The following is a 21534-nucleotide window of genomic DNA, read 5'->3' as shown; positions in this document are numbered from 1 at the left end:
CTTTAAGAAGTTTTCTTAACCGCCGAGCAGCCTGCCATCGTAGTAATTTTAACGGCTTCGGTTGGTGGTAAATTTTCGTTTCTAAGAACGGTTTCTTCAACCACATTCTTAGTAATTTCTTCGTAAATGTACTCGACATGCGAGTTGGTTTGCAAAGCTGCGGGGCGACCGTAATCGCCGGCTTCGCGAATGCTTTGAATCAGTGGCACTTCGCCAAGGAAACGCACGTCAAGATCGGCGGCTAAATTGCGCGCACCATCTTGTCCAAAGATATAGTATTTATTTTCAGGCAGTTCTGCTGGCGTAAAGTATGCCATGTTCTCAATGATTCCAAGAACGGGTACTTTAATGGCATCCGACAGGAACATGGAAACACCTTTTTTGGCATCGGCAAGCGCCACGGCCTGTGGTGTACTTACGACTACGGCACCTGTGATTGGCAGCGCTTGTAAAATGGAAAGGTGAATATCGCCGGTTCCCGGAGGCAAATCGATTAATAGGAAATCGAGTTCGCCCCAATTGGCGTCGAAAATCATTTGGTTTAAAGCTTTGGAAGCCATTGGTCCGCGCCAAATAACGGCTTGCGAGGGCGAAGTAAAGAAGCCAATAGACAGTAATTTTACGCCATAGGCTTCAATCGGTTTCATTTTCGAACGTCCGTCTACGTCTATCGAAATGGGTTTTTCGTGTTCTACATCGAACATAATGGGCATGGATGGTCCGTAAATATCGGCGTCGAGTACTCCAACACGAAATCCCATTTTCGCCAAGGTTACTGCTAAGTTTGCCGTTACGGTCGATTTTCCAACACCACCTTTTCCGCTGGCAACAGCAACGATGTTTGAAATACCTGGCAATTCGTTTCCTTTTATCGGAGCTTGTGTTGGCTTTTCGGGTTGAACAACTTTGGTATTTACTTTTACGATTACTTCTTCACCAAAGCGTTCGGTAAGAATTTTCTTGATGTCGTCCTCGGCGCGTTTACGGATGTGCAGGGCGGGCGAGGCAAGGGTTACATCGACAACCACTTCGTTGCCGAACGTGAGTACGTTAGTTATTGCACCACTTTCTACCATGTTTTTTCCTTCTCCGGCTATGGTGATGGTTTCGAGTACGTTGAGTATTTCTTTTCTATCTAGTTTCATAAAGCGTTGAACCGCACAAAGATACTTGTGCTTAGGGATTTAAACCAATTTGTTATTGAATTTCGTGGTGCTGCATTTTTCGTTGCGCAGCACTTTTTTGTCGATTTTTATAAATGATGTACCCGATGGCGCCAACCAAAATGTAGGGAAATGCCATAAGATATACGATTCCGTCGTTAACAGCTGCTGCTTTTTCGGCGCCGTCTTCGGTTTCTAATACCGCACGACACATGGCGCACTGTGCTTGAGCACTTAGCGTTGACAACAACAAGGCAGCAAAAACTAATTTAGTTCGCATAATACGGTGAAATCATGAGGTAAATAATCACTCCAGTAACGGCAACATACAGCCACATGGGGAAGGTAATTTTAGCCAGTGCTTTGTGTCGCGCGAAATTATTGCTGATGGCTCGCACATACGTTAGCAGAACAAATGGGATGATAATTACCGATAAAGCAATGTGTGTCAGCAAGATAAAATAGTACACATAACGCACAAACCCTACGGCTTGAATTTCAGCTTCTGATAGTATTTGGTCGTGGTTAGTGTCCCCAAAATTCGTGCTTTCAGCGCTGCTGTGATAGGCTACATACATACCTAGAAAAGCAACGGAACACGCGATAGCTGTTTTCATGAGGCGTTCGTGTAAAGTGCGATTTCCGTTCTTAATTGCAAAAACGGCGGTAACGAGAAGCACTGCTGTTAGTCCGTTAATTCCGGCGTAGATTGGCGGCAGAAACGAGAAAGGTTTCACGTGTATGCCAAAATCGCTGAGTTTTACACTAAATAAAAGAGCAACGACAACGGGTATGGCTATTGATAATACGGCAATCCAAATGTTGTATTTTTTCTCTGCAGAGGTATTTTCCATGTTAGTTTAGAAGCGTTTTGATGTCGGTTATTAGTTCATTAACTGCTTTTGCGGAAAGTCCGTCGTAGTAAACAATTGGGTTTCCAAAATCATCGGTTCGGCTTTTAATATTTCCATTTTTATCGACTAGCGCAAAAAGCCCGGAATGTTCGAAACCGCCAGCAACCTTGTTGTTTTGACCCGCATAGAGGTTAAAACCGCGTGTAGCTACCTCGAAAGTATATGCTTTATCAGCACGAACAAAGTTCCAGTTTTCCGATGCGCCGAGCTTTTCCGCGTGTTTTTTCAGTACGTCGAAAGTGTCGTTTTCGGGATCGATGCTCACCGAAACAATCTGGAAATCTTTTCTATTGGCAAATGTACTGTCGATCTGACGCATGTTTTTGTTCATAACCGGACAAATCGTTGGACATTTAGTAAAGAAAAATTCGACGAGGTATATCTTTCCTTCGAGCGATTTGTTATCAACGACTTGTTCGTTTTGATTTTTGAAGCTGAATTTTGGTGCAGGTCCGATTTTCAAAACGTTGGTTGCTTTACGATCAATATTGGCAACGTTAAGGCGGTCGTTCTTAACAACATCGCTATTTTGGTACCGGTTAACGATTTTTGGCACGGCCCAAATCCCAAAAATGAGAATCACAAAAGCAATTCCGATGTATGATTTGTTCTTCATTAGATTTGACGTTTAGGCAAGTTCTTTTTAAGTGCCGCTCGGTACTCGTAGATTAGAATTTTAAAATCGTCGAGCATTTCGTTGCTCAATTCCGATGGGTAAAAGGTTGAATAACCTTCCTTGTACTCGTCGTCGTCTTTTCTTCCGCGGAGGTTTCGATCTTTATCAATCAAGAACACTTTATCGGTTCCGGCATACGAATCTAACTTTTCTGTAATTCCGTACGATTCGAAATAACGTTTAATCTCTTCCTGCGAAGCAAATACTGTCTTGTAGCCGGAAAGGTTGGTGGTAGGTTTTAACGCGGTGAAAATAGCAGCAACTTCGTCTTGAGTCTCGGTAGGGCAAACGTATACGAACTGCAAATCTTTAAACTCGAAATAGCGGCGGTAGATTTTCTCATTTAGATTAAAAAAATTACCTCGATGTTTGAGTAACTGCGCACCGGGAAAAGCAATCACAGTAATTTTCCCTGTAAGCTTTACAGGTTGTTTGACTGTTGTTTTCCAATCTGGGAGCTCTGCTACAGCTGTTTTTAAAGTGGGTAATTTAGTAAAGCTGTTCACTCCCGATGCAAAAAACAGGTATGCTACAATGGGCAAGACAAACAGAACAAAAAGAACTACATTTTTCTTCATTTTACGCGAAGCTCAGATGGATACAAAAATAAAAAAGGTATGCCAAAGCATACCTTTTTACATGATATAATATGTTGTTAAAAATTCCATTTAATGGTCGAATCTCTGAAGATTTCAAAGATATAATTCGCTTCCACCAAAAGGATGAATAACAAATAGAGAACAAGGAAAATTACGGGTGCAACAACCGACCAGCGCAAACTAGCTTTTTCACCTTCGATGTGCATAAACGCCCAAACAATGTAGTACGCTTTAACGATGGTTAAGATATAGAAAACCCAGTTTAGCAAATTCATGCCTAGCGCATTGGTGTGCAATAAACTTTCTGGTTTAATGATACCCAAGATAACTTCTACGGTTGTTACCACAGATAAAAGTGCGAAAACAAACCAAATTCTTTTTGTATTTGAAACGTGCTCGTGTGCCATTTTCTAATGTTTTTAAACCAAGTAAAATACTGTAAATACGAATACCCAAACCAAGTCAACGAAGTGCCAGTAAAGTCCAACTTTTTCTACCATTTCGTAAGTTCCTCTACGCTCGTATGTACCTAACAACACATTAAAGAAAATAATGATGTTAATGATTACACCCGAGAATACGTGGAAACCGTGGAATCCAGTGATGAAGAAGAAGAAGTCTGCAAAAAGTTTGCTTCCGTATTCGTTGCGAACCAAGTTTGCACCTTCCACCACGTACTTCGCGTTTGCAAGCATTTTCTCAGACTCTGCACGAGTTAAGATTTTCTTGTGTTTCGCTTTTTGAAGTCCAGGTTGTAAGGTTTTATCTGCTCTGTTTGCAGGTGTATCTTGATAGATAACTTCAGTTCGGATTAAAATATTTGGATTGGCAGCAAATCCAGCTTGAACTTCTTCTACAGAATAAGTTGGAAGTTCAGATTCTTTCATAAACCACACTCCTTTGTTGCGTGTTAACGTTTCACGCTCTTTTGGCAACGATTGTGCCACTTCAGCCAACGACAAACGCTTTCCGGTGTTGTCGACAAACTGCAACAAACTACCGCCTTTTGTTTCTATCGCTCCGTATTCTCCCTTAATGAAGTTTTTCCACTCCCAAGCTTGAGAACCCACAAAGATTAAACCACCAATAATGGTAAGGAACATGTAAAACGTCACTTTCTTCTTATTCATTTGATGACCTGCATCAACTGCCAGTACCATAGTTACCGACGAGAAGATAAGAATAAACGTCATTAACGCTACATAATACATCGGTGCGGTTACGCCGTGTAGAAACGGAAAGTGTGTAAACACCTCGTCTGCTAAAGGCCAAGTCTCAATAAATTTAAATCTGGAAAAACCGTAAGCTGCAAGGAATCCAGAAAAAGTTAACGCATCCGAAACGATGAAAAACCACATCATCAATTTCCCGTAACTTGCAGACATTGGCTCGTTACCGCCGCCCCAAGTTTTCTGACCCACACTACCTGGTGTAGTTACTGTCGCATCCATATAAGAGTGTTAGTTAAAAAGTTCCCAAATGTACGGTTTTTTCTTATTTGACGAAATACAAAAAGAAAAACAGATAAAGCCAAAGAAAGTCGAGAAAGTGCCAAAACATTGAACTTAACTCTATTCCCAAGTAATTGCCAGCACTATATTTTCCACGTAGCTGATTTACAAGGGTAACCACCAACGAAAGCAAGCCTCCAGCCAAGTGCGCCAAGTGCACCATAACAAAAGCATACAAGAATTGTGAGGTAATATTACTCGTCGGCCCCGTTAAAAACTGCCCGTTGGCCACCATTTCATTAAATCCTTCAAACTGCTGCGTCACAAATAAAACGCCTAAAACAAGCGTAACCGCCAAAAAAACAGTAGTTTTTTGCAACTGATTCGCAGCTATGCTCTTCTTCGCAAACCAAAAAGTAAGCGAACTAATAACCATAATTATTGTACTGTATACAAAATGTACCGGCAATTCAACCGGCTTCCAATCAGGACGCGATTTACTAACAATAAATCCACTCGTTAATCCGGCAAAAACCATCACCATACTAATGATCGCAAACCACAGGAGTAACTTCTTCGATCGGGCCGATTTTTCATCGTAAGTCAAATCTGCTTTTTCCATTATCTCAAAAATTTATCGATGACATAAACAAATTGCAATAGCGTAATATAACCCACACTTACCAGCATCAATTTCTTTGCTGCTTGCGCCGTGCGTAGCTTATACAAGTTAATTGCCGCCATAAGCATCCAACCGCCTAACACCAGCGTAACTACAGCCGCCGGAATACTTAGATACAACTTCGAAAGCGGAGCCACATAAGGTAAAACTGCTGGTAATAAACTCGCAACAATCAACCAAATGGTGTATAATATCGTTTGTGTGGCGGTCGACTGGTCTCGTTTTCCACTCGGCAACATAAAACAGCCCGCCTTCTGGTAATCGTCGTATAAAAACCAGCCAATTGCCCAAAAGTGAGGAAATTGCCAGAAAAATTGAATTAAAAACAAGGTTCCTGCTTCAATTCCAAAATGCCCAGTTGCGGCAACCCAACCCAACATAAACGGGATAGCTCCCGGAAAAGCACCCACAAAAACCGAAAGCGGCGTTATAGTTTTTAAAGGCGTATAGGCACAGGTGTACAAGAAAATCGAAATCGCACCAAACATGGCCGTTTGCTCGTTAATCGAATACAAGATTACCAGCCCAAGTAGCGTCATCAGCGTGGCCACAATAAACGCTTTGGTAACCGACATGCGGCCAGACGGAATCGGTCGGTTCTTTGTACGATCCATCAACGCATCCAAATCTTTTTCAATAATTTGGTTGTACGCATTACTGGCTCCCACCATGCAGTAGCCGCCAATTGCCAACAAAATTAAGGTGTAAAAGGTCTGTAAATTAACGGTTTCAATTCCCAGCAAGAATCCGGCAACACTTGAAAAAACAACACTTACAGCCAAACCGGCTTTGGTAATTTCTTTAAAATCGAAGAAAAGCGCTTTAACTGTAAAAATGTTTTGTTTCTCTGCCTGTGTTTGCATGATGGCTATCTAGACCGCTACGGGTGCGCAAAGATAAGTCAGCATTTTCAATTTAACCGAATAACAATTCGAAATAGTTCGTTAATAAGCCTTTCTATTTTTTGGGCGCACCGGCAAAACAACTCCTGCAAGTACTTCCTTACGGTTTTGCCGTCCTGCTTTCGCTCATAGTCCTCGCATCGTGGCTCGTAGCCTCGCCAAGTGCTGCGGGCTAATCCGCTCAATCAGTTGCGCAACAGCCGTCCGTACGATAAAAGTCTAATAATCGAAATACATATTAAATAAGTCGGCACGAATTCCCAACGAAAACCAAGTAGTTTGTAACGACTTTACGGTCAACGTCTCTGTTTCCGGACTAAAGTTACGTACCATCAAATGTGCAAATGCTTTTAAATTCGTCACCGGATTTACAATATAACCGGCCTGTAATTCACCGATAAACAAATCGGTTTTGTTTCCTTGTCCAACCAATACATTAGTATCAAACGGTCGGTCGGTGTTGTAATTCTTATACGGATCGCCGCCATAATTAAAATTGTCAGTATCAGTTTCAAAATCCAAACCACGAATACCGAAATTGAGTTTCGCTTCGCCAAAATAACGGCCTTTTTGGTAACGCCCAATAAGCACTAATTCTTCTAAATTCGCGCCCCATTGGTGCCCCAAAGCTTGATTGTTATGTCCGTAATTTGTTAACGGATCGCTGTGTTGATACACATACGGACGCAATCGGTTGTATTCAGCTTGTAAGTTCAAACCTTTAATTTTAAACGCATCGAAATACTTCACGCCTAATTGATAACCGTATTTGTTGCGCCAACTTTTGTTTTGTTCCTGAATATCGCCCAAAGCAAATTCGTCTAAGATAAATTGCCCATAACCCGTAACCGCATTGTTGAATTTGTATTTGGCCGTTAAGCCCAAAACGGCATTTCCGCTGCGCGCCGACGAGGTAAACTCCACCGAACGATAAAATATAATCGGATTTATAAAATTCGAATCAAATCCGCGTCCGTTCGAATTCGTCCAAACAACCGATTCAAAGAATCCCAAATTGAGGCGGTTTGATACGTTCCAACTCAAATAATGGTTGGCCATGTACTTACTGGCGTAGGTGCGTTCTTGGGTAACTTCTGGCCGCACATCTTTCAGAAACAAATACGTATTGGTGTACTTTATTTTCCAAAAGCGCGTATTCACTTTGATGAACGGATAGGGTGAGGCGCCGTCGGAGAGTAATAACGATCGGTAACCATCGCCCAAGAAATTTCTCCCGTAACCCAATTGCAAGTCGATAAAATCCGAGGGCGTAACGGTAATAATCGCCTCAGCCGACGGAAAGTCGTATGAGTCGGTTTTAAAACGTTTGGCAATGCCAACGCCGGGAATAATTGCCGGATCTCCTCCAGAAGGCGCGATCGATTCTGCATAAGCGTTGTAAAAACCAGCAAACCGACCCTGACTCTCATAGATCGAGGTGGTAAAAACAATCGCTTTCCCCAAACCACCTTGGAGCTGCACGCCACGGGTATTTTGAAAAGTCGAATTGTTGTCGAAATCGTTTGTTCGACCCATGCGTAAATCCACAAACGGATTGAGGGTAAACCAATAATCTTTACCTTGAAACTCAAAGAAATTCTCGTTCCAGAATTTGCGTCCCCACCAACCTTTGCGATCTTTTTTCATCGCTACCGTAGCAGCCTGAATGTCGAAATACTTGGAAACCTCTGCGTAAGTATAGGGCTTCGACCCCGTGTGATTGTTAGTGCCCATTTGGTTTAACGATTTGTCGAACCAACTGTAATAAAAGTGTGAGAACGGAATATTTAATTTGCTAGTAAACTGCGGATTGTTAAAAGGTAGCGACTTAATACTGTCGAGTTCGTTCGATTTTTTTTGCAGGTCCAGTCGAAACGAACGGTCAATTCCTTCTTTTGTTTCCTCTGGGGTAACTTCATTTAACGGAATGCGAATTTTGTAGGTAAATTTTTGATATGCTGGTTTTCCGTTGTTAACGCCCGGTTTTAGCGTGGGCAACATTCCTATCACTCGTTTAGCTTCTTGAATGAGTTCGGGATAAACGGCATCGGCAAAAAGAAATTGCGCTTTTCCTTCGGTATCTACAGCAAACAATACGGTAACAGTTCCTCGGTATCCGGCGGTTTTAATGGCCTCTGGAATTTGAAAATTATCGCTTACAAAAGTTTGCAAGGTTTGATTGAAACAATTTTTTTGCTCGGCTAGCTCTAAGTTCTCACAAGATGGAAACAACGGAACGCGATCGCGATCTTGCGCAGTTACAAATTGAAAACTCAAGCAAAATATGGTAATAAAAACAATCGAGTAATACTTTCTCATCAGTAATCAGAAGTAATTTTTTCTTGGTTAACCAACTGCAAAGCAGCAGAAGTTCCTATGCGTTTAACACCCATTTTAATGTATTGGTGTGCTTGTTCAAAAGTACGAATTCCGCCGGAGGCTTTCACCGGAAGTGGAAATCCGTTTTCTAATAAAATGGCTACCGTTTCGCGAGTTGCACCAGAACTAGCAGTTGCGGCCGCTTGATAAAATCCTGTCGATGTTTTCAGAAAAATTCGGTGCAAATCGTTTTCATGAAAGCGATCCACGCAATACTGTTTGATCTTTGAAACTACTTTTATCAACGTAGCAGGATCGATAGCTGCAGTCTCTAATATAATCTTACTCGTCTTTCCTGCTACATGCACTAAGTCGATTACTTGAAAAATATCTGAATAAAAAGCAGCCGTTTCGCCTTCGTGTAGTAAATGGTAATTGCATACCACATCAACTTCTTCCGCGCCAAGCGAAAATGCTTCGCGACAAGCATTCAATTTATCTTGCGTACTGCTATTCCCAAGTGGAAAATCGATAACAGTTGCGAAAATCGGGCGGTTCGTATCTTTAGAAAAGTACTTTATGGTGGTTGTAAGTTCGTTTGGATACACCACAACTGTTTTTACGCTCGCTTGTTTTGATTCTTCTAGAAATGTAGTAAACGCAGATCGGTAGGCAACTTCATCGGAAAAGTCGCTCGGTCTTTTAAGAAAAGTAGCATCCAAAAACGATGCGAATTGAGTTTCGTTCATTTGTACAGAAGCGTTTTCGTGTCGTTGCTAAAGGTACTAAATCATTTTTTGAGATCGATCTCTGCTTAAGAAGCGGTTTGCTTTCGTTGTTTTAAGCGCCGAAATATGTTATAACAAAGAATAAAAGCAATTGTTCCGAAGCTGTTTCCCACAACATCGCGCCAATCGCCATGTCTGCCTACAGTGCAATAGTGCTGTAAAAACTCAATAATAAGGCCGTAGCTAAACGATAATAGTGCAGCCTTTTTTAAATGACTACTCTTAGATTTTTCTGGTTTCCACTCTGCGAAAGCGAAAAACCAAAGCGCAGTAAATATGAAATGAAAAGTGAAGTGCGATAGCTTGTCGAACTCGTAAATCTTAACGTGCGGCAAACCGGTAACGTCAGTTAAACAGAGGTACAAAACTACGGCACTCCACAATATTGCGGGTACACTTTTTATGATTTTAGGCGCCAATCAATGCTTTATAATCGGTGTCGCTGAGTAGTGTTTCAAAGTCGGACGGATTCTCAACTTTAATTTTAATCATCCAACCATCGCCGTACGGATCAGTATTAACGAGCTCTGGATCCGATTCCAGTTTGTCATTAAATGCAATAATTTCTCCAGAAATAGGAAGGAACAAATCCGAAACTGTTTTTACAGCTTCCACAGTTCCGAAAACTTCGTCTTTAGCCAAAGTTTGGTCGAGGGTTTCAACTTCTACGTAAACAATATCACCGAGTTCTTTTTGAGCAAAGTCGGTAATTCCAACAGTAACGATGTCGCCATCAATACTTGCCCATTCGTGATCTTTCGTGTAACGTAAATTAGAAGGTATGTTCATGAGGTGTTGTTTTAATTTCTACAAAAGTATCAAATCTGCGGATGTTTTCTAATTTCCGAAGTTATATCTGAGTGTAAATCCGGAGCGAATGTTTGTAATAGGGAACGCGGTAGAGATAACTGCTTTCGAAAACGAGTGATCGTAGAAGAAAATCGCAGTGAAATTTTTGCTAAACGAATAGTCGGCGGTTAATTTTAGGTTCCAAAGATTTTGCCCGCCACCGAGTTGGTTGTTGTCGTAATCGAGATAGCGAACGATCGTTTTGTTGTTTCTCAAGGTGAAATCGGCTCGTAAATTTATATCGGATTTAATTACACCTGTTGGGTTATCTGCAAGCGCAGAGTTAAAAATAACATCTTTAATTCGGTACCCTAATCCAATGATGTATTCCATTCCCTGCACTTCAGTAAGCAAGTTGTTGTCGAAACTCAACGAGAGGGCGCGGTCTTTTTTCAATTCGGCGGTTACTTTCATCGAATTTTGCATTTCCATATCAATTTTAATCAGTGGATTAAATTGCTCCACCAAGTTGATGTTAGAGATAATGGTTCTAGAGAAGAAATTTCCGCCCGCATCTAAACCGTTCGGATTGTTATCGTATTCGAAGTTCGAACGGAAGGCGTTAATGGTGTACGAAGCGCGATACCCGTGTTGTAAACTAAAGCGTTTAAATCGGTCTTTAAAAAATTTGTAACGCATCAAACCGCTGTACTTGATGTTCCAGTTTGGGATTGGGAAGTCTCTAAACGGACTCAAAGAAACATCGCGAGCATCTTGACCCACGTAGGCAGCCATGAATGCGGGTAAAAGAACTTGTTGGCTATTTTTTCCATAGCCGCTTGGGAAACCATCGGCATCAACGTCGGTTGGGTCAAGACCGCGCTGAGCCGCTAAACGTTGCGCAACAATCAATCGATTTTCTCTAAAGTCATCGAAAGCTGCAGAACTTGTTTCGTCGCTTTTTGAAAAAGCCGTGCGAATCAGGTTGGTTGAAATGGAAAAGTTTCCAAATTCGTAAGGAGCACGCGGGGTGTAATTTCCGTCGCTAACGTCGAACTGTTCACTTTGGTTATTTACGTAGGTGCGGTTTGCTACTAAGTCGATTTTAAAATCTGGGAATAAGTCGATGTTAGCAGTAGCATCGATCGTTTTTGAAAGCACCTGAGAGTAGTTTCCGTTAAAATCTGGATAGTTGGTTAACCATCCGTTTTTAGCCGCTTCGTAGCGAACATCGGCCTGACTACCGAACACGAAACCTAAACTAGGCTTACTACTTCCGAAGAATCCCAAACCGGGTAAATAGCCTGGTAAAATGGTACCTGCTGTTTCTGTGTAGTTGACTTGAACATTTTTGACGCTGGTAAGCACTCCAATTAATCCGGTCATGAAAACACCACGCTCATTTTGAACGGCCGCTTTTTGAGCAACAACTTTCTCTCCCGGTTTTGGGGCGGCTGCAGGTTTCGTAGGTTGTTTGGTTTTTTTACCAGTAAGACCAATATAACGGTAAAACAAGTCCATGTTTAATGTCGTATTTAAACGATGCGCGCTATTGTTTTGAATGGTGTTACCTAAGTTGTAGGTAAGTCCGTTTACATCGGTAAAGGCTTGAAGCGCTTCCGATGCGCGTTGCCATTGGTAATCGCCGGTATAGGTGTACGACGATTTCAAGAAACTCAAGAACGGCAATTTGCTTAAAGGCAATTCGTAATTGACGGTAAGTTGCCGGTTGTGTGTATTGGCTTCACCCACGTTCAAGAAATCTTGCCAAATAGAGAAATTTTCGATAGGTGTGCCATCGGCTTGAAGGAAATTCTGAACCAAATTGCTGTTCGAAGCTTGATAGTTTACCTTTAGGTTTTTGGTGATGTTGTAGTTAAATCCGTATTGGTAATTGAACAAGAAATTTCTTCGGAAAAGCGGATCTAAACCAATTCCTTGCACATCAACTTGTCTGAACTGTTGTCGGTTGTATTGTCTAAGTACTGTTGAACTGAAGTTAATGTTTGTGGGTAAGTAATTGAAATTGAAATCGCTCAATAGTTTCCAATAACTGCTTTTCGACATGAACTTGATTTTCTTGAACGGTTCTACAGGTTTCGATTGAAAAGTGTACGAGTAATCGGCGGTCGTTCTAACTTGCTGATCGAGGTAATCTTCGATTTCGTAATCGTGGCGTTTCGTTTCGTTAAATGAGTAACCAAGCGTGAGGTTTTCAACATCGTAAATACGTTGTTTTTGTTCGGGTGCACGTTCTTTCTTAACTCCAATAAAGTTAATGCTCTTAGTTTTCGTGTACTCGATGGCACGTTCGCGAATGTTGTCGCGTTCGGCCTGATCTGCAGTCGCGTCGATAAGCTGATCCAATTTAATATCTTGATTGAACGGATCGTATTCTGGAGTAATTATTTCCTCTCCAACGCCGTAGTTAAACGGAATGTTTACACCCCATTTTTTAGGAAGTAATTTCCCGACATTGATGTTCGTAACGATATTATACTGTCGGATATCTTCCCGACTGCGTTCATTCGGACCGTCTTCCAGGGAACCGAAACCAATGGTCGACATACGTCCGGTTGCTGAAATTGTTGCGAAATCTGCTAAATTACCATCCAAGCTAGCAACGGCTGCCATACCTCCTTGGTTATCCATTTCGGCTAAACGCAATTCGTTAAACCAAACTTCTCCCACAATTTCGTTACCCGACACGGCTACAACTTCGGGATTATTTTTAACACCCACCATCAGTGTTCGCACCAAACCAAAATTTGGATTTCCTTTCACGCTAATTCGCATTTCATTGACTTTTCCAGCTAATGATGGATCGAGTTCTGATTCATTTAAAGAGTAAACTCCATCGACAGCGCCACTTGGGTTTTGTAATGCCAAGACTTTTAGTTTTGTCAGTAAACTTAAGTTTAGGTCTACTTCATTTTCTTGCGGCCAAACTAATTCGGCGGCTAAGTTTCCGTTCGGATTTTCAGGAACTGAAACTTTAAGTGGTAATTCAACTTGATAATAATTTTGGGTAAAGTCGTTTCCAAAACGAATAAAACCAATCATTTTTCGATCAGGTAGTGGCTTGTAGTCTGGCGATTCAATAGGTAGCGCTTCTGCATGCAAGAACATTTTCAACTTATTGAATTGACGCATATCTACACTTACGTTTTTGAAAACCGCTCGGGAGTCGTTTTCTTCCAAACCATTGCCGTACACGCGCAAAGCCAATGATTGCTCGTTTTGGCGAACAACCGTGTTGTTGTTAAACAACTGTTCTCTACTTACACCAGGAGGCGTTACGTAGTTTATTGGTTTTTTATCGCCATTCTCTTGAACATTCACGGCCTGAACATCGAAGTTGGTCTGGTCGTTATCTGGATTGTCATCAAGTGGATCTAAAGTAGCCGTATAACGTCTCCATTCGCCACGAACAAGATCAAGCGTTGCAAATCGAATAGTTATATCTTCTGAGAATCCAGTCAAAAACATACGCATGAAACGAATGGCGCGGAAGTCTTCGATAGGTCCAACCTTAACTGTATTGGCTCCTTGATCAATCGGAATTTTTAATTGAATCCAGCGAACGGGAATTGTTCCCGATTGTGATCCCTGAGGTATACGACCAACGGTGATACGTTCGTCAGTGATGTATCCTTCGCCGACAGGCATATTGGGTCGAATATCAACAGCATACTGAAAATATGCGTCGATAGTATTCATCGTATTATCTCTATTGATGTCCTCAACATCAGGAATAGTGGTATTTCCTCGGTTATTATCTGAAACTGAAACAGGCGAATTGCCTTCTAAACCGTTGTAATTTTTGTAGCGTTCCAGAACGTCTCCTTCTGCACTTAAATAAAATTGATAGTTATCCGCAGATGCATCGCCGGTGGCAGCGAAACTTGTAAACCGAACATTTTCATCTTTATCTTCTAAACCATCATAACCAACATCTTGCACCGCTCGATTGGCTTCGTTGGTATCAAACGCATAAATTAACGACTGCGATGCCGGAATTCGACCCCATGCAGAGGTGATCGTATTTTGTGTACTTCCACTTTCAGGTAATCCGTTTTCGTATTGTTTACGGCCGTCTCGAAGCACATCTTCAGAAATTTCTCCCAGGTTGAAGAATAATTTTCCCGTATTAAGCGGATTCTCGCTATCGAAATCGGCAGGTGCTCCACTACCGCGATAATAAGGGTCCATGATCCAAAATTGAATGTACTCGACGTTACTTTGCTCAAAATTAGTGGAAGTAATTGCGCGAGTGATTCCTCCAAAATTTTGCTCTGGGTTGGGAAGCGTATTAGATCCGTTTGCCGATGGGTTGTAGTTGTAAGGACCTCTTTCGGTTGGGTAATACGTTAAATCCAGTGTATTGATTACCGTTTGCTGACCATCAGCAACATCAACTTCTGGGAAAACCTCGTCGATGTAAACGCGGCGTGTTTTATTAAGAGATAAATCGGCGTCTGTTAAACCTCCCGGGCGTTGGCTAGTAAAAAATATGGGGTCGATGGTATACCACGAGAGTTTAGCACGTTTATAACCATACTCTAAATTGTCACTCAATTCTCCGTTAAAGTCGAACGGATTGTTAGGGTCTGTGCTGTCTTGCGGAACGCTGGATAACGACCAGGCAAGCGGACCTTTCATGTCGATTGTTGTTTGCGAACCTTCAAAATCGTCGACATACAAAGTTGCCTCTCCTTCAAACTGATCGGCTTTCGGCGTGTCGGGCTTTAGATACGCAAATTCTCCACGGAACGAAATGTTTGATGGCGCATCGGTATCCATGTTCGGCAATTTGTTTACCAAGCGCGTTAAGAAAGGTACTTCAGTGGCATAGTTTACGTTTGCTCCGTAGATGGAGTTGTTAACCGATTCTTGTCCGTAATTGGATTTTTGTGTGAACGGACGTTCAGTCATTTTTAAGAAAGTAGCTCCAACAAGGAATTTATCGCTGAATTTGTGTTCAACGTTAATTCCCATAAATCGGCGTGTTTGCTGTCCAAATACAGAATTGTTTTCAACGGAGATCTGTATCGGTGTGTTCGCTGCTGCTAAAGACGGATCCAAAATCTGAACGCGTCCTAATTGATAATTCACCGAATAATCAATCCCTTCTTGCAAGACACGACCACCTGCTGTTACGACAACAGATCCACGCGGCACGTTGTAGGCACCAATGGCAATACCGTCGCCGGCAGTCGATTTATATCGACCTCGAAGCTCGTACTTGTTTTTATCACTATCCTGTAGCGCTCTTGCTTGTGTGCTGCGATACATAGTTCTGAAAACGTATTTCGCCTGATTGCTGTTATAAGTAGCTGGATCGTTGTAATTTTCCGTTCCGGTTGTCGTAGCAAGTTTCTTAAATAAGAATTCACCAAAAGGTTCTACTGTTGTAAAAATGATGCGCCCATTTTGTGTATCGACAGTCAATCCTGGTATAAAGTCGAAAAATCCGTCGCCTCCAACTTGTGGGTCGTTTGTTACGTTTAAACGATCTATATTGAAAACCTTAAGAAGTGGTGTTCGTTCAACATCGTCGGGAAGCGGTAAAGTTCCGGCTGCTGTAATGTAGTTTAAAGGTGAAGGGTCTGAATACAAGATGTTGAAGCGGAAATCTTCTTGTTCTAACTGACCTCCAGGAGCAATTTGATAGATGTTTTTCATCATCAAATTCCATACAGGAGCGGTTAATCGTTGCCCATTTTGCAACTCGTTTTCCACATTAGTGAGGTTGCTTTTCAACATCTTTAAAACCAAACTTTGAGTAGAAACTACTTGTGTTTCTGGATTCTGCCCGTCGACAACCGTTGATTCTACACCGCCATTTGCGAATTCTCCAACCTGAAAAACTTCTCCACCACTGGTAAATTCATACGCTACGGCTAAGACTTCGTCGTTATTCAATCGCTGTTGTAAGGAAATGTAACCCAACTGCGGATGAAAGGTATATTCGTTTGAAGTTAGTTTGCGCGCGTTTTCCAATTTCGCATAATCCTGACCTTCAGCAACGACAACACCAGGAATATTAAAAGCTTGATTCGGACTCGTAGTGCTTATTTCTCGAATGGCATCTGTAAGATAACCGCCAGATCCGATTAAAGCAGGATCGAAACGGTTGTTGTTGTTATCTGGTGGGGTATTTGGTGCCGCGGTGAAAAAGCCAGAGGGAAGCGGATCGAGATAAACGACTTCATTGTCTTGTAAACCGCTTAATTGCGCTTCACCTAAATCTTGAAGCGCAACGATATTTCGCAAGTTGTTCTCTGTAGAACTTACTCGATTCTGACGATTGGTTACCCAGACTTCGATACGTGTAATTTGAATACGCGTATCTAAAACCGGATAATTTCGCATCGCAGCATCGTAGCGATTTCTAAAATACTGCGACAAGAAGAAGTGTCGATCGTTATCGTAATCTAAGGCAAAAAGGTCGAAGTCTTGAAGAGTGCCTCCGCCTTGCGCGGTAACTTGTCTGGTTTGTGATTTTTGCTCAGAGAAAACCCCGGTAACAGTTGTTCTTCCAAATTGGAACTGTGCTTTCACACCAAATAAACTCTGCGCACCTTTTATTAGCGAGGTATTTAGTGGTAGATTCACGTTACCTACTTCTATTTTTTGCAAGATATCGTCTTCGGTAGGCGTGTATTCGAGCTTGATTAAATTTTGAAACGCAAAAGTTGATTGGGTGTCGTAGTTGGCATTTACGTTAAGTCGAGTACCTACCTTTCCATTTAAAGCCATGCTAATACGCTGCTGAAAATCAAACGCAATGGCTTGTCTGTTCCTTGGAGAAAACGCCGGATTGTCTTGTCGGGTGAAACGAACACCCATGTCCATTTCAACTGATCCTGTCGGCTTCACGTCAATCGTGTTACTTCCAAAAATAGTTTCAAAAAAACTGGAGTTTACGTAGTAAGTTGGCAGCAAATTTTTCTTTTCGTCTTCACTGCCGGGACGATCTTCAAGTGCTTTTCCCTTTTCTCGAAAGTACTTTTTCATCGATTCTTTCAAAACTCGGTCTTCGTACTCTTTCGGCGTCAAAACCAAAGGAAGAGTTATATCAAAACCTCCAACGGTATTCGTATACACGTAGCGATCGGTTTTTGGGTCGTAAGTATAGAGTTCTACAATGCTTGGTGGATTTCCGAGATCAATTTTTCCCGAATTATATCCAACAGTGTCGCGCACTTGTTCGTTTTCCTCTTCATCAACCTGCGATACAGCGTTCTGTGAAGAGAAAAGTATTGCTAGCAAAAGCAATAATTTATATAGGTATTCTGATTTCTTCAGAAATTTCTTTTCCAACTACGATAATATTTTTAAAGCCTGTTTGATATAAGTCTCCACATTTGCATCGGGCTGTTCAAAAACAATCTTTTCGAGTGCTTTTTCTGCTAACTTTTTGTTAAAGCCCAAAACTTCCAATGCTGATAACGCTTCATCTCGTTTTGTATTGTTTTGCGAAACGGAAACTTCGTCGATATCGTATAATTTTAACACCTTATCGCGCAAATCAATGATTACACGCTGAGCTGTTTTTACCCCAATTCCCTTTATGCGCTGAATCGTAGCCACATCACCCGAGCCTATAGCTTCGATAATTCGTTTCGGCTCGATCGACGAAAGCATCGTTCTTGCAATTCCGGCACCAATTCCGTTGACTGATATCAACATTTTGAAAATCTCGCGTTCCGATTTTTCGAAAAAACCAAACAAAGTATGCGCGTCTTCCTTTATCTGAAGATGTGTATAGAGTTTAATATATTCGGAATCTTGAATCAAGGAATAGGTGTGAAGCGATATATTGACTTGATAACCAACGCCATTACAGTCAATAACCACTTCGGTTGGCAGCTTTTCAATCAGTTTCCCTTGTATTTGAGCAATCATGGTGTCAGAGTCAGCGCTCAAATGTAGCAAAAATCTTAAAAAAGGCTTAAAATCAAAGGTCAAATTGCGTATTTAACCGACACACAAGGCTATTTTATATCAGCAATAGCAAATAACGAACTTTTTAGACTTGTTATCTGACTGAAGAAATCCTGAAATTAGCGCTTTTTGCGTTTTTCTTTTTCCTGCGCATCCACTACAGCAACAGCAGCCATATTTACCATTTCCTCGACGCTGGCACCCAACTGAAAAATGTGTACCGGCTTGTCCATCCCTAAAATAATTGGGCCCACCGAATCAACATCGTACAACTCTTTTAATAGCTTGTAAGTGATGTTAGCCGACTCCAAATTCGGGAAAATCAGCGTATTTACTTTTTTTCCCGCGAGTTTTGAAAACGGAAACTTCTTTTCTAACATTTCAGAATTCAAAGCAAAATCTGTTTGAATTTCGCCATCAATAATCAAATCCGGATAGTAATTATGCAGATACGCCACGGCCTCGCGAACTTTAGCAGCGCTTCCATGAGCCGAAGAACCAAAATTCGAAAACGAAATCATCGCTATAACCGGCTCCATACCAAACATGCGAACAGTGCGAGCCGTCATCAAAGCAATTTTCGCCAAATCGTCTGCACTTGGGTTCGGATTAATCGCCGTATCCGATAAAAACATCGGCCCGCGATTTGTCATCATCATATTCGCAGTAGCAATTAACGAAATACCAGGCGCCTTGTCTATTAATTGCATCATCGGCTTGATAACCGACGGATAGCTGCGCGAATATCCGGTTACCAAAGCATCGGCATCGCCTTCATTCACCATCATCGCCGCAAAGTAATTGCGTTCCCGCATCCACTTTTGGGCATCGAGTAGTTGTATGCCTCTACGTTGGCGCGATTTCCAATAAATATCGGCATATCGCAAGCGGCGCACGTCTTCTTCTTTTGTTTTCGGATCGTAGATCGGCACATCGGCATCAAATCCAATTTCCGATTTCAATTCCAAAATAACTTCTTTATTACCTAGCAATATCGGATGTCCAATCTTCTCTTCGTAAACAATTTGTGCCGCTTTCAAAACATCCAAATGATCGGCTTCCGCAAAAACAATACGTTTCGGATCCATTTTTGCGCGGTTCATCAACAAACGAACCATCTTATTGTCGCTACCCAAACGCTCTAAAAGCTCATCTTCGTAGCGTTGCCAATCGGTAATCGGATGTGTTGCCACGCCCGATTCCATCGCCGCACGCGCTACTGCCGGAGCTACTTTTGCAATCAATCGCGGATCAAACGGCTTCGGAATGATGTAATCTCTTCCGAAATTTAGCTTCGTTTCGCCATAAGCAATGTTCACTTGTTCCGGAACGGGTTCTTTCGCTAAGGCTGCTAACGCACGAACTGCCGCCATTTTCATAGCCTCGTTTATCTTAGTCGCTCGAACATCTAAAGCGCCACGAAATATGTATGGAAATCCTAAAACATTATTCACCTGATTCGGATTATCGCTTCGACCCGTGGCCATAATAATGTCTTCTCGAGTTGCTACGGCTAAGTCGTAATCGATTTCGGGTACCGGATTCGCCATCGCAAATACAATCGGATCCGCAGCCATACTCAACAACATTTCTGGCGTAAGCAAATTCCCGGCTGATAATCCCAAAAATACGTCGGCACCAACCATCGCGTCTTTCAAAGTAGTTCCTGGAGTCGCCGAAGCGTATCTTTTTTGCAAATCCGATAAATCAGTACGTGCCGAACTCAAAACGCCGTCTTTGTCGAACATCACAACATTTTCAGGTTTCACACCCAACAATACGTATAAATTCGCGCAAGCTAAGGCTGCCGAACCTGCGCCAGAAACAACGAGCTTGATATCGGAAATCGATTTTCCAGCCAATTCTAACGCATTTAGCAATGCAGCCGACGAGATGATGGCCGTTCCGTGCTGGTCGTCGTGCATCACCGGAATGTTGAGTTCTTCCACCAAGCGGCGTTCAATTTCAAACGACTCCGGTGCTTTGATGTCCTCCAAATTAATACCGCCAAATGTGGGCGCTATGTTTTTAACGGTATTGATAAACTCGTCGATATTTTTTGTGTCGATTTCAATATCAAATACGTCGATGTCTGCAAAAATCTTAAACAACAAGGCCTTGCCCTCCATAACGGGTTTAGAGGCTTGCGGACCGATATCTCCTAATCCTAAAACTGCAGTTCCGTTGGTTATTACCGCAACCAAGTTTCCTTTCGCAGTGTACTTATACACATTGTCTATATCTTTTGCAATCTCCAAACATGGCTCGGCTACACCTGGCGAATAGGCCAAAGAAAGATCGCGTTGTGTAGCGTATTTTTTGGTGGGTACCACTGCAATTTTGCCCGGTTTCGGCTTTGCATGATACAATAGAGCGGCTCGACGTTTGCTGTAATCAGACATAAGAAAACGATATAGTTCAGCGCAAAGGTAAGGGCTCAAACGAAACATCAAAGTTAAAAGGATTGATTTTAAAAAAATGTTCGTATTTCCTTTCTTTTTATTTGGGCGCCCCGCTCCCCAGCCTTTCCCAAGCAGCGGCCCGGCTATTCGTTGCAAGTCCTCAACACCCGTTTTGCTCCGCTACAACAGGTGTTTCCGGGCTTTCCACTGCTATCCGTGGCGCGGGCATCCGTTTCCACGAAAGTGCGCAAACATAAAATGTCTTGTTTTCCAAAACAGCATCGCAAAACCTTTGTGAGTTCACGTGAAATTGTCGACTGTAGATTAACTACTTTTGCAAAATCAGATTTCCATTCATGTCAAAAATTAGAATTACCAAACAATTTAACTTCGAAACTGGCCATGCGCTATATGGTTACGACGGAAAATGCAAGAACGTGCACGGGCACAGCTACAAACTTTCAGTAACCGTAATTGGAGTTCCCATTGCCGATCCAAATAACGTGAAGTTTGGCATGGTCATCGATTTTTCGGATTTAAAACGCATCGTAAAAGAAGAAATCGTCGATCAGTTCGATCATGCAACCGTTTTCAATAAGAATACACCACACGTTGAACTTGCGGCGGAGTTAATTCAACGGCAACACCACGTTTTGTTGGTCGATTATCAACCGACGAGCGAAAATATGGTGATCGATTTTGCGGCTCGTATTAAAGCGCGACTGCCGCAAAACATTGAACTGCATTCGTTAAAATTGCAAGAAACCGGCACTTCTTTCGCCGAATGGTACGCTGCCGATCAAGCATAAAAAAAACCGACTAATTGTCGGTTTTTTTATTCGGTCAAATCATCCTTACTTCTTCACGATTAGGAATTCGCTACGTCTGTTAATGGCGTA

Annotated in this window: 17 protein-coding genes; 1 reads left to right on the top strand and 16 read right to left on the bottom strand. The window is 42.0% G+C overall.

Translation table 11 applies throughout. The annotated features are described in order from the left end of the window. Window positions 1–2: 2 nt before the first annotated feature. The 16 genes from CHX27_RS10425 to CHX27_RS10350 form a co-directional block, all read right to left on the bottom strand. Window positions 3–1145, bottom strand: coding sequence for an Mrp/NBP35 family ATP-binding protein (locus tag CHX27_RS10425; RefSeq protein WP_094486720.1), 1143 nt, complete (start codon window positions 1143–1145; stop codon window positions 3–5). 52 nt (window positions 1146–1197) lie between these two features. Continuing rightward, window positions 1198–1443 (bottom strand): hypothetical protein, encoded by a 246-nt coding sequence (locus CHX27_RS10420; RefSeq protein ID WP_094486719.1) that lies wholly within the window; start codon window positions 1441–1443, stop codon window positions 1198–1200. Next, window positions 1433–2017, bottom strand: a complete 585-nt coding sequence (locus CHX27_RS10415; protein ID WP_094486718.1) for a DUF420 domain-containing protein — start codon at window positions 2015–2017, stop codon at window positions 1433–1435. Before CHX27_RS10415 ends, CHX27_RS10420 begins: the two co-directional genes overlap by 11 nt. Window position 2018: 1 nt before the next feature. Continuing rightward, a complete protein-coding gene (locus CHX27_RS10410; RefSeq protein WP_094486717.1) occupies window positions 2019–2693 on the bottom strand; it encodes an SCO family protein in 675 nt (224 codons plus the stop codon). After that, complete coding sequence (locus CHX27_RS10405) at window positions 2693–3331, bottom strand: hypothetical protein (protein WP_094486716.1); 639 nt, start codon at window positions 3329–3331, stop codon at window positions 2693–2695. Before CHX27_RS10405 ends, CHX27_RS10410 begins: the two co-directional genes overlap by 1 nt. A gap of 77 nt (window positions 3332–3408) precedes the next feature. Further along, entirely contained in the window at window positions 3409–3759 is a 351-nt protein-coding gene (locus CHX27_RS10400) for a cytochrome C oxidase subunit IV family protein (protein ID WP_094486715.1), read from the bottom strand. Window positions 3760–3771: 12 nt separating this feature from the next. Then, window positions 3772–4803 (bottom strand): cytochrome c oxidase subunit 3, encoded by a 1032-nt coding sequence (locus CHX27_RS10395; protein WP_094486714.1) that lies wholly within the window; start codon window positions 4801–4803, stop codon window positions 3772–3774. Window positions 4804–4846: 43 nt separating this feature from the next. Continuing rightward, entirely contained in the window at window positions 4847–5425 is a 579-nt protein-coding gene (locus tag CHX27_RS10390) for a cytochrome c oxidase subunit 3 (protein ID WP_094486713.1), read from the bottom strand. Then, a complete protein-coding gene (cyoE, locus tag CHX27_RS10385) occupies window positions 5425–6348 on the bottom strand; it encodes a heme o synthase (RefSeq protein ID WP_094486712.1) in 924 nt (307 codons plus the stop codon). Before cyoE ends, CHX27_RS10390 begins: the two co-directional genes overlap by 1 nt. Before the next feature lie 258 nt (window positions 6349–6606). Continuing rightward, window positions 6607–8706: a gliding motility protein RemB gene (locus CHX27_RS10380; protein ID WP_094486711.1), complete on the bottom strand. Its 2100-nt coding sequence runs from the start codon at window positions 8704–8706 to the stop codon at window positions 6607–6609. Further along, complete coding sequence (gene deoC, locus CHX27_RS10375) at window positions 8706–9455, bottom strand: deoxyribose-phosphate aldolase (protein WP_094486710.1); 750 nt, start codon at window positions 9453–9455, stop codon at window positions 8706–8708. The genes CHX27_RS10380 and deoC overlap by 1 nt, the downstream gene beginning before the upstream one ends. 65 nt (window positions 9456–9520) lie before the next feature. Then, window positions 9521–9829, bottom strand: a complete 309-nt coding sequence (locus tag CHX27_RS15930; RefSeq protein WP_394335697.1) for a VanZ family protein — start codon at window positions 9827–9829, stop codon at window positions 9521–9523. A 73-nt stretch (window positions 9830–9902) separates the two neighbouring features. Continuing rightward, complete coding sequence (gcvH, locus tag CHX27_RS10365; RefSeq protein WP_094486708.1) at window positions 9903–10283, bottom strand: glycine cleavage system protein GcvH; 381 nt, start codon at window positions 10281–10283, stop codon at window positions 9903–9905. Window positions 10284–10331: 48 nt separating this feature from the next. Next, window positions 10332–17609, bottom strand: coding sequence for a T9SS outer membrane translocon Sov/SprA (gene sov / locus CHX27_RS10360; RefSeq protein ID WP_449403967.1), 7278 nt, complete (start codon window positions 17607–17609; stop codon window positions 10332–10334). Next, window positions 17610–18194 carry a Holliday junction branch migration protein RuvA gene (gene ruvA / locus CHX27_RS10355; protein WP_094486707.1) on the bottom strand — a complete coding sequence of 195 codons (585 nt, stop codon included), beginning with the start codon at window positions 18192–18194 and terminating at the stop codon, window positions 17610–17612. Between the two features lie 158 nt (window positions 18195–18352). Beyond that, window positions 18353–20635: an NADP-dependent malic enzyme gene (locus tag CHX27_RS10350; protein ID WP_094486706.1), complete on the bottom strand. Its 2283-nt coding sequence runs from the start codon at window positions 20633–20635 to the stop codon at window positions 18353–18355. Between the two features lie 356 nt (window positions 20636–20991). On the opposite strand from CHX27_RS10350, the gene CHX27_RS10345 reads away from it, so the two are divergent. Then, window positions 20992–21444, top strand: a complete 453-nt coding sequence (locus tag CHX27_RS10345; protein ID WP_094486705.1) for a 6-pyruvoyl trahydropterin synthase family protein — start codon at window positions 20992–20994, stop codon at window positions 21442–21444. Window positions 21445–21534: the final 90 nt, after the last annotated feature.

Source organism: Flavobacterium aurantiibacter, from assembly GCF_002251775.1.
Taxonomy (GTDB): Bacteria; Bacteroidota; Bacteroidia; order Flavobacteriales; family Flavobacteriaceae; genus Flavobacterium; species Flavobacterium aurantiibacter.
This window is presented reverse-complemented; position numbering and strand designations above follow the sequence as displayed.

Excerpts from the sequence above, each read along its gene's own strand:
- CHX27_RS10425 (WP_094486720.1), bottom strand. The coding sequence starts at position 1,145 with ATGAAACTAGATAGAAAAGAAATACTCAACGTACTCGAAACCATCACC.
- CHX27_RS10420 (WP_094486719.1), bottom strand. The coding sequence starts at position 1,443 with ATGCGAACTAAATTAGTTTTTGCTGCCTTGTTGTTGTCAACGCTAAGT.
- CHX27_RS10415 (WP_094486718.1), bottom strand. The coding sequence starts at position 2,017 with ATGGAAAATACCTCTGCAGAGAAAAAATACAACATTTGGATTGCCGTA.
- CHX27_RS10410 (WP_094486717.1), bottom strand. The coding sequence starts at position 2,693 with ATGAAGAACAAATCATACATCGGAATTGCTTTTGTGATTCTCATTTTT.
- CHX27_RS10405 (WP_094486716.1), bottom strand. The coding sequence starts at position 3,331 with ATGAAGAAAAATGTAGTTCTTTTTGTTCTGTTTGTCTTGCCCATTGTA.
- CHX27_RS10400 (WP_094486715.1), bottom strand. The coding sequence starts at position 3,759 with ATGGCACACGAGCACGTTTCAAATACAAAAAGAATTTGGTTTGTTTTC.
- CHX27_RS10395 (WP_094486714.1), bottom strand. The coding sequence starts at position 4,803 with ATGGATGCGACAGTAACTACACCAGGTAGTGTGGGTCAGAAAACTTGG.
- CHX27_RS10390 (WP_094486713.1), bottom strand. The coding sequence starts at position 5,425 with ATGGAAAAAGCAGATTTGACTTACGATGAAAAATCGGCCCGATCGAAG.
- cyoE (WP_094486712.1), bottom strand. The coding sequence starts at position 6,348 with ATGCAAACACAGGCAGAGAAACAAAACATTTTTACAGTTAAAGCGCTT.
- CHX27_RS10380 (WP_094486711.1), bottom strand. The coding sequence starts at position 8,706 with ATGAGAAAGTATTACTCGATTGTTTTTATTACCATATTTTGCTTGAGT.
- deoC (WP_094486710.1), bottom strand. The coding sequence starts at position 9,455 with ATGAACGAAACTCAATTCGCATCGTTTTTGGATGCTACTTTTCTTAAA.
- gcvH (WP_094486708.1), bottom strand. The coding sequence starts at position 10,283 with ATGAACATACCTTCTAATTTACGTTACACGAAAGATCACGAATGGGCA.
- ruvA (WP_094486707.1), bottom strand. The coding sequence starts at position 18,194 with ATGATTGCTCAAATACAAGGGAAACTGATTGAAAAGCTGCCAACCGAA.
- CHX27_RS10350 (WP_094486706.1), bottom strand. The coding sequence starts at position 20,635 with ATGTCTGATTACAGCAAACGTCGAGCCGCTCTATTGTATCATGCAAAG.
- CHX27_RS10345 (WP_094486705.1), top strand. The coding sequence starts at position 20,992 with ATGTCAAAAATTAGAATTACCAAACAATTTAACTTCGAAACTGGCCAT.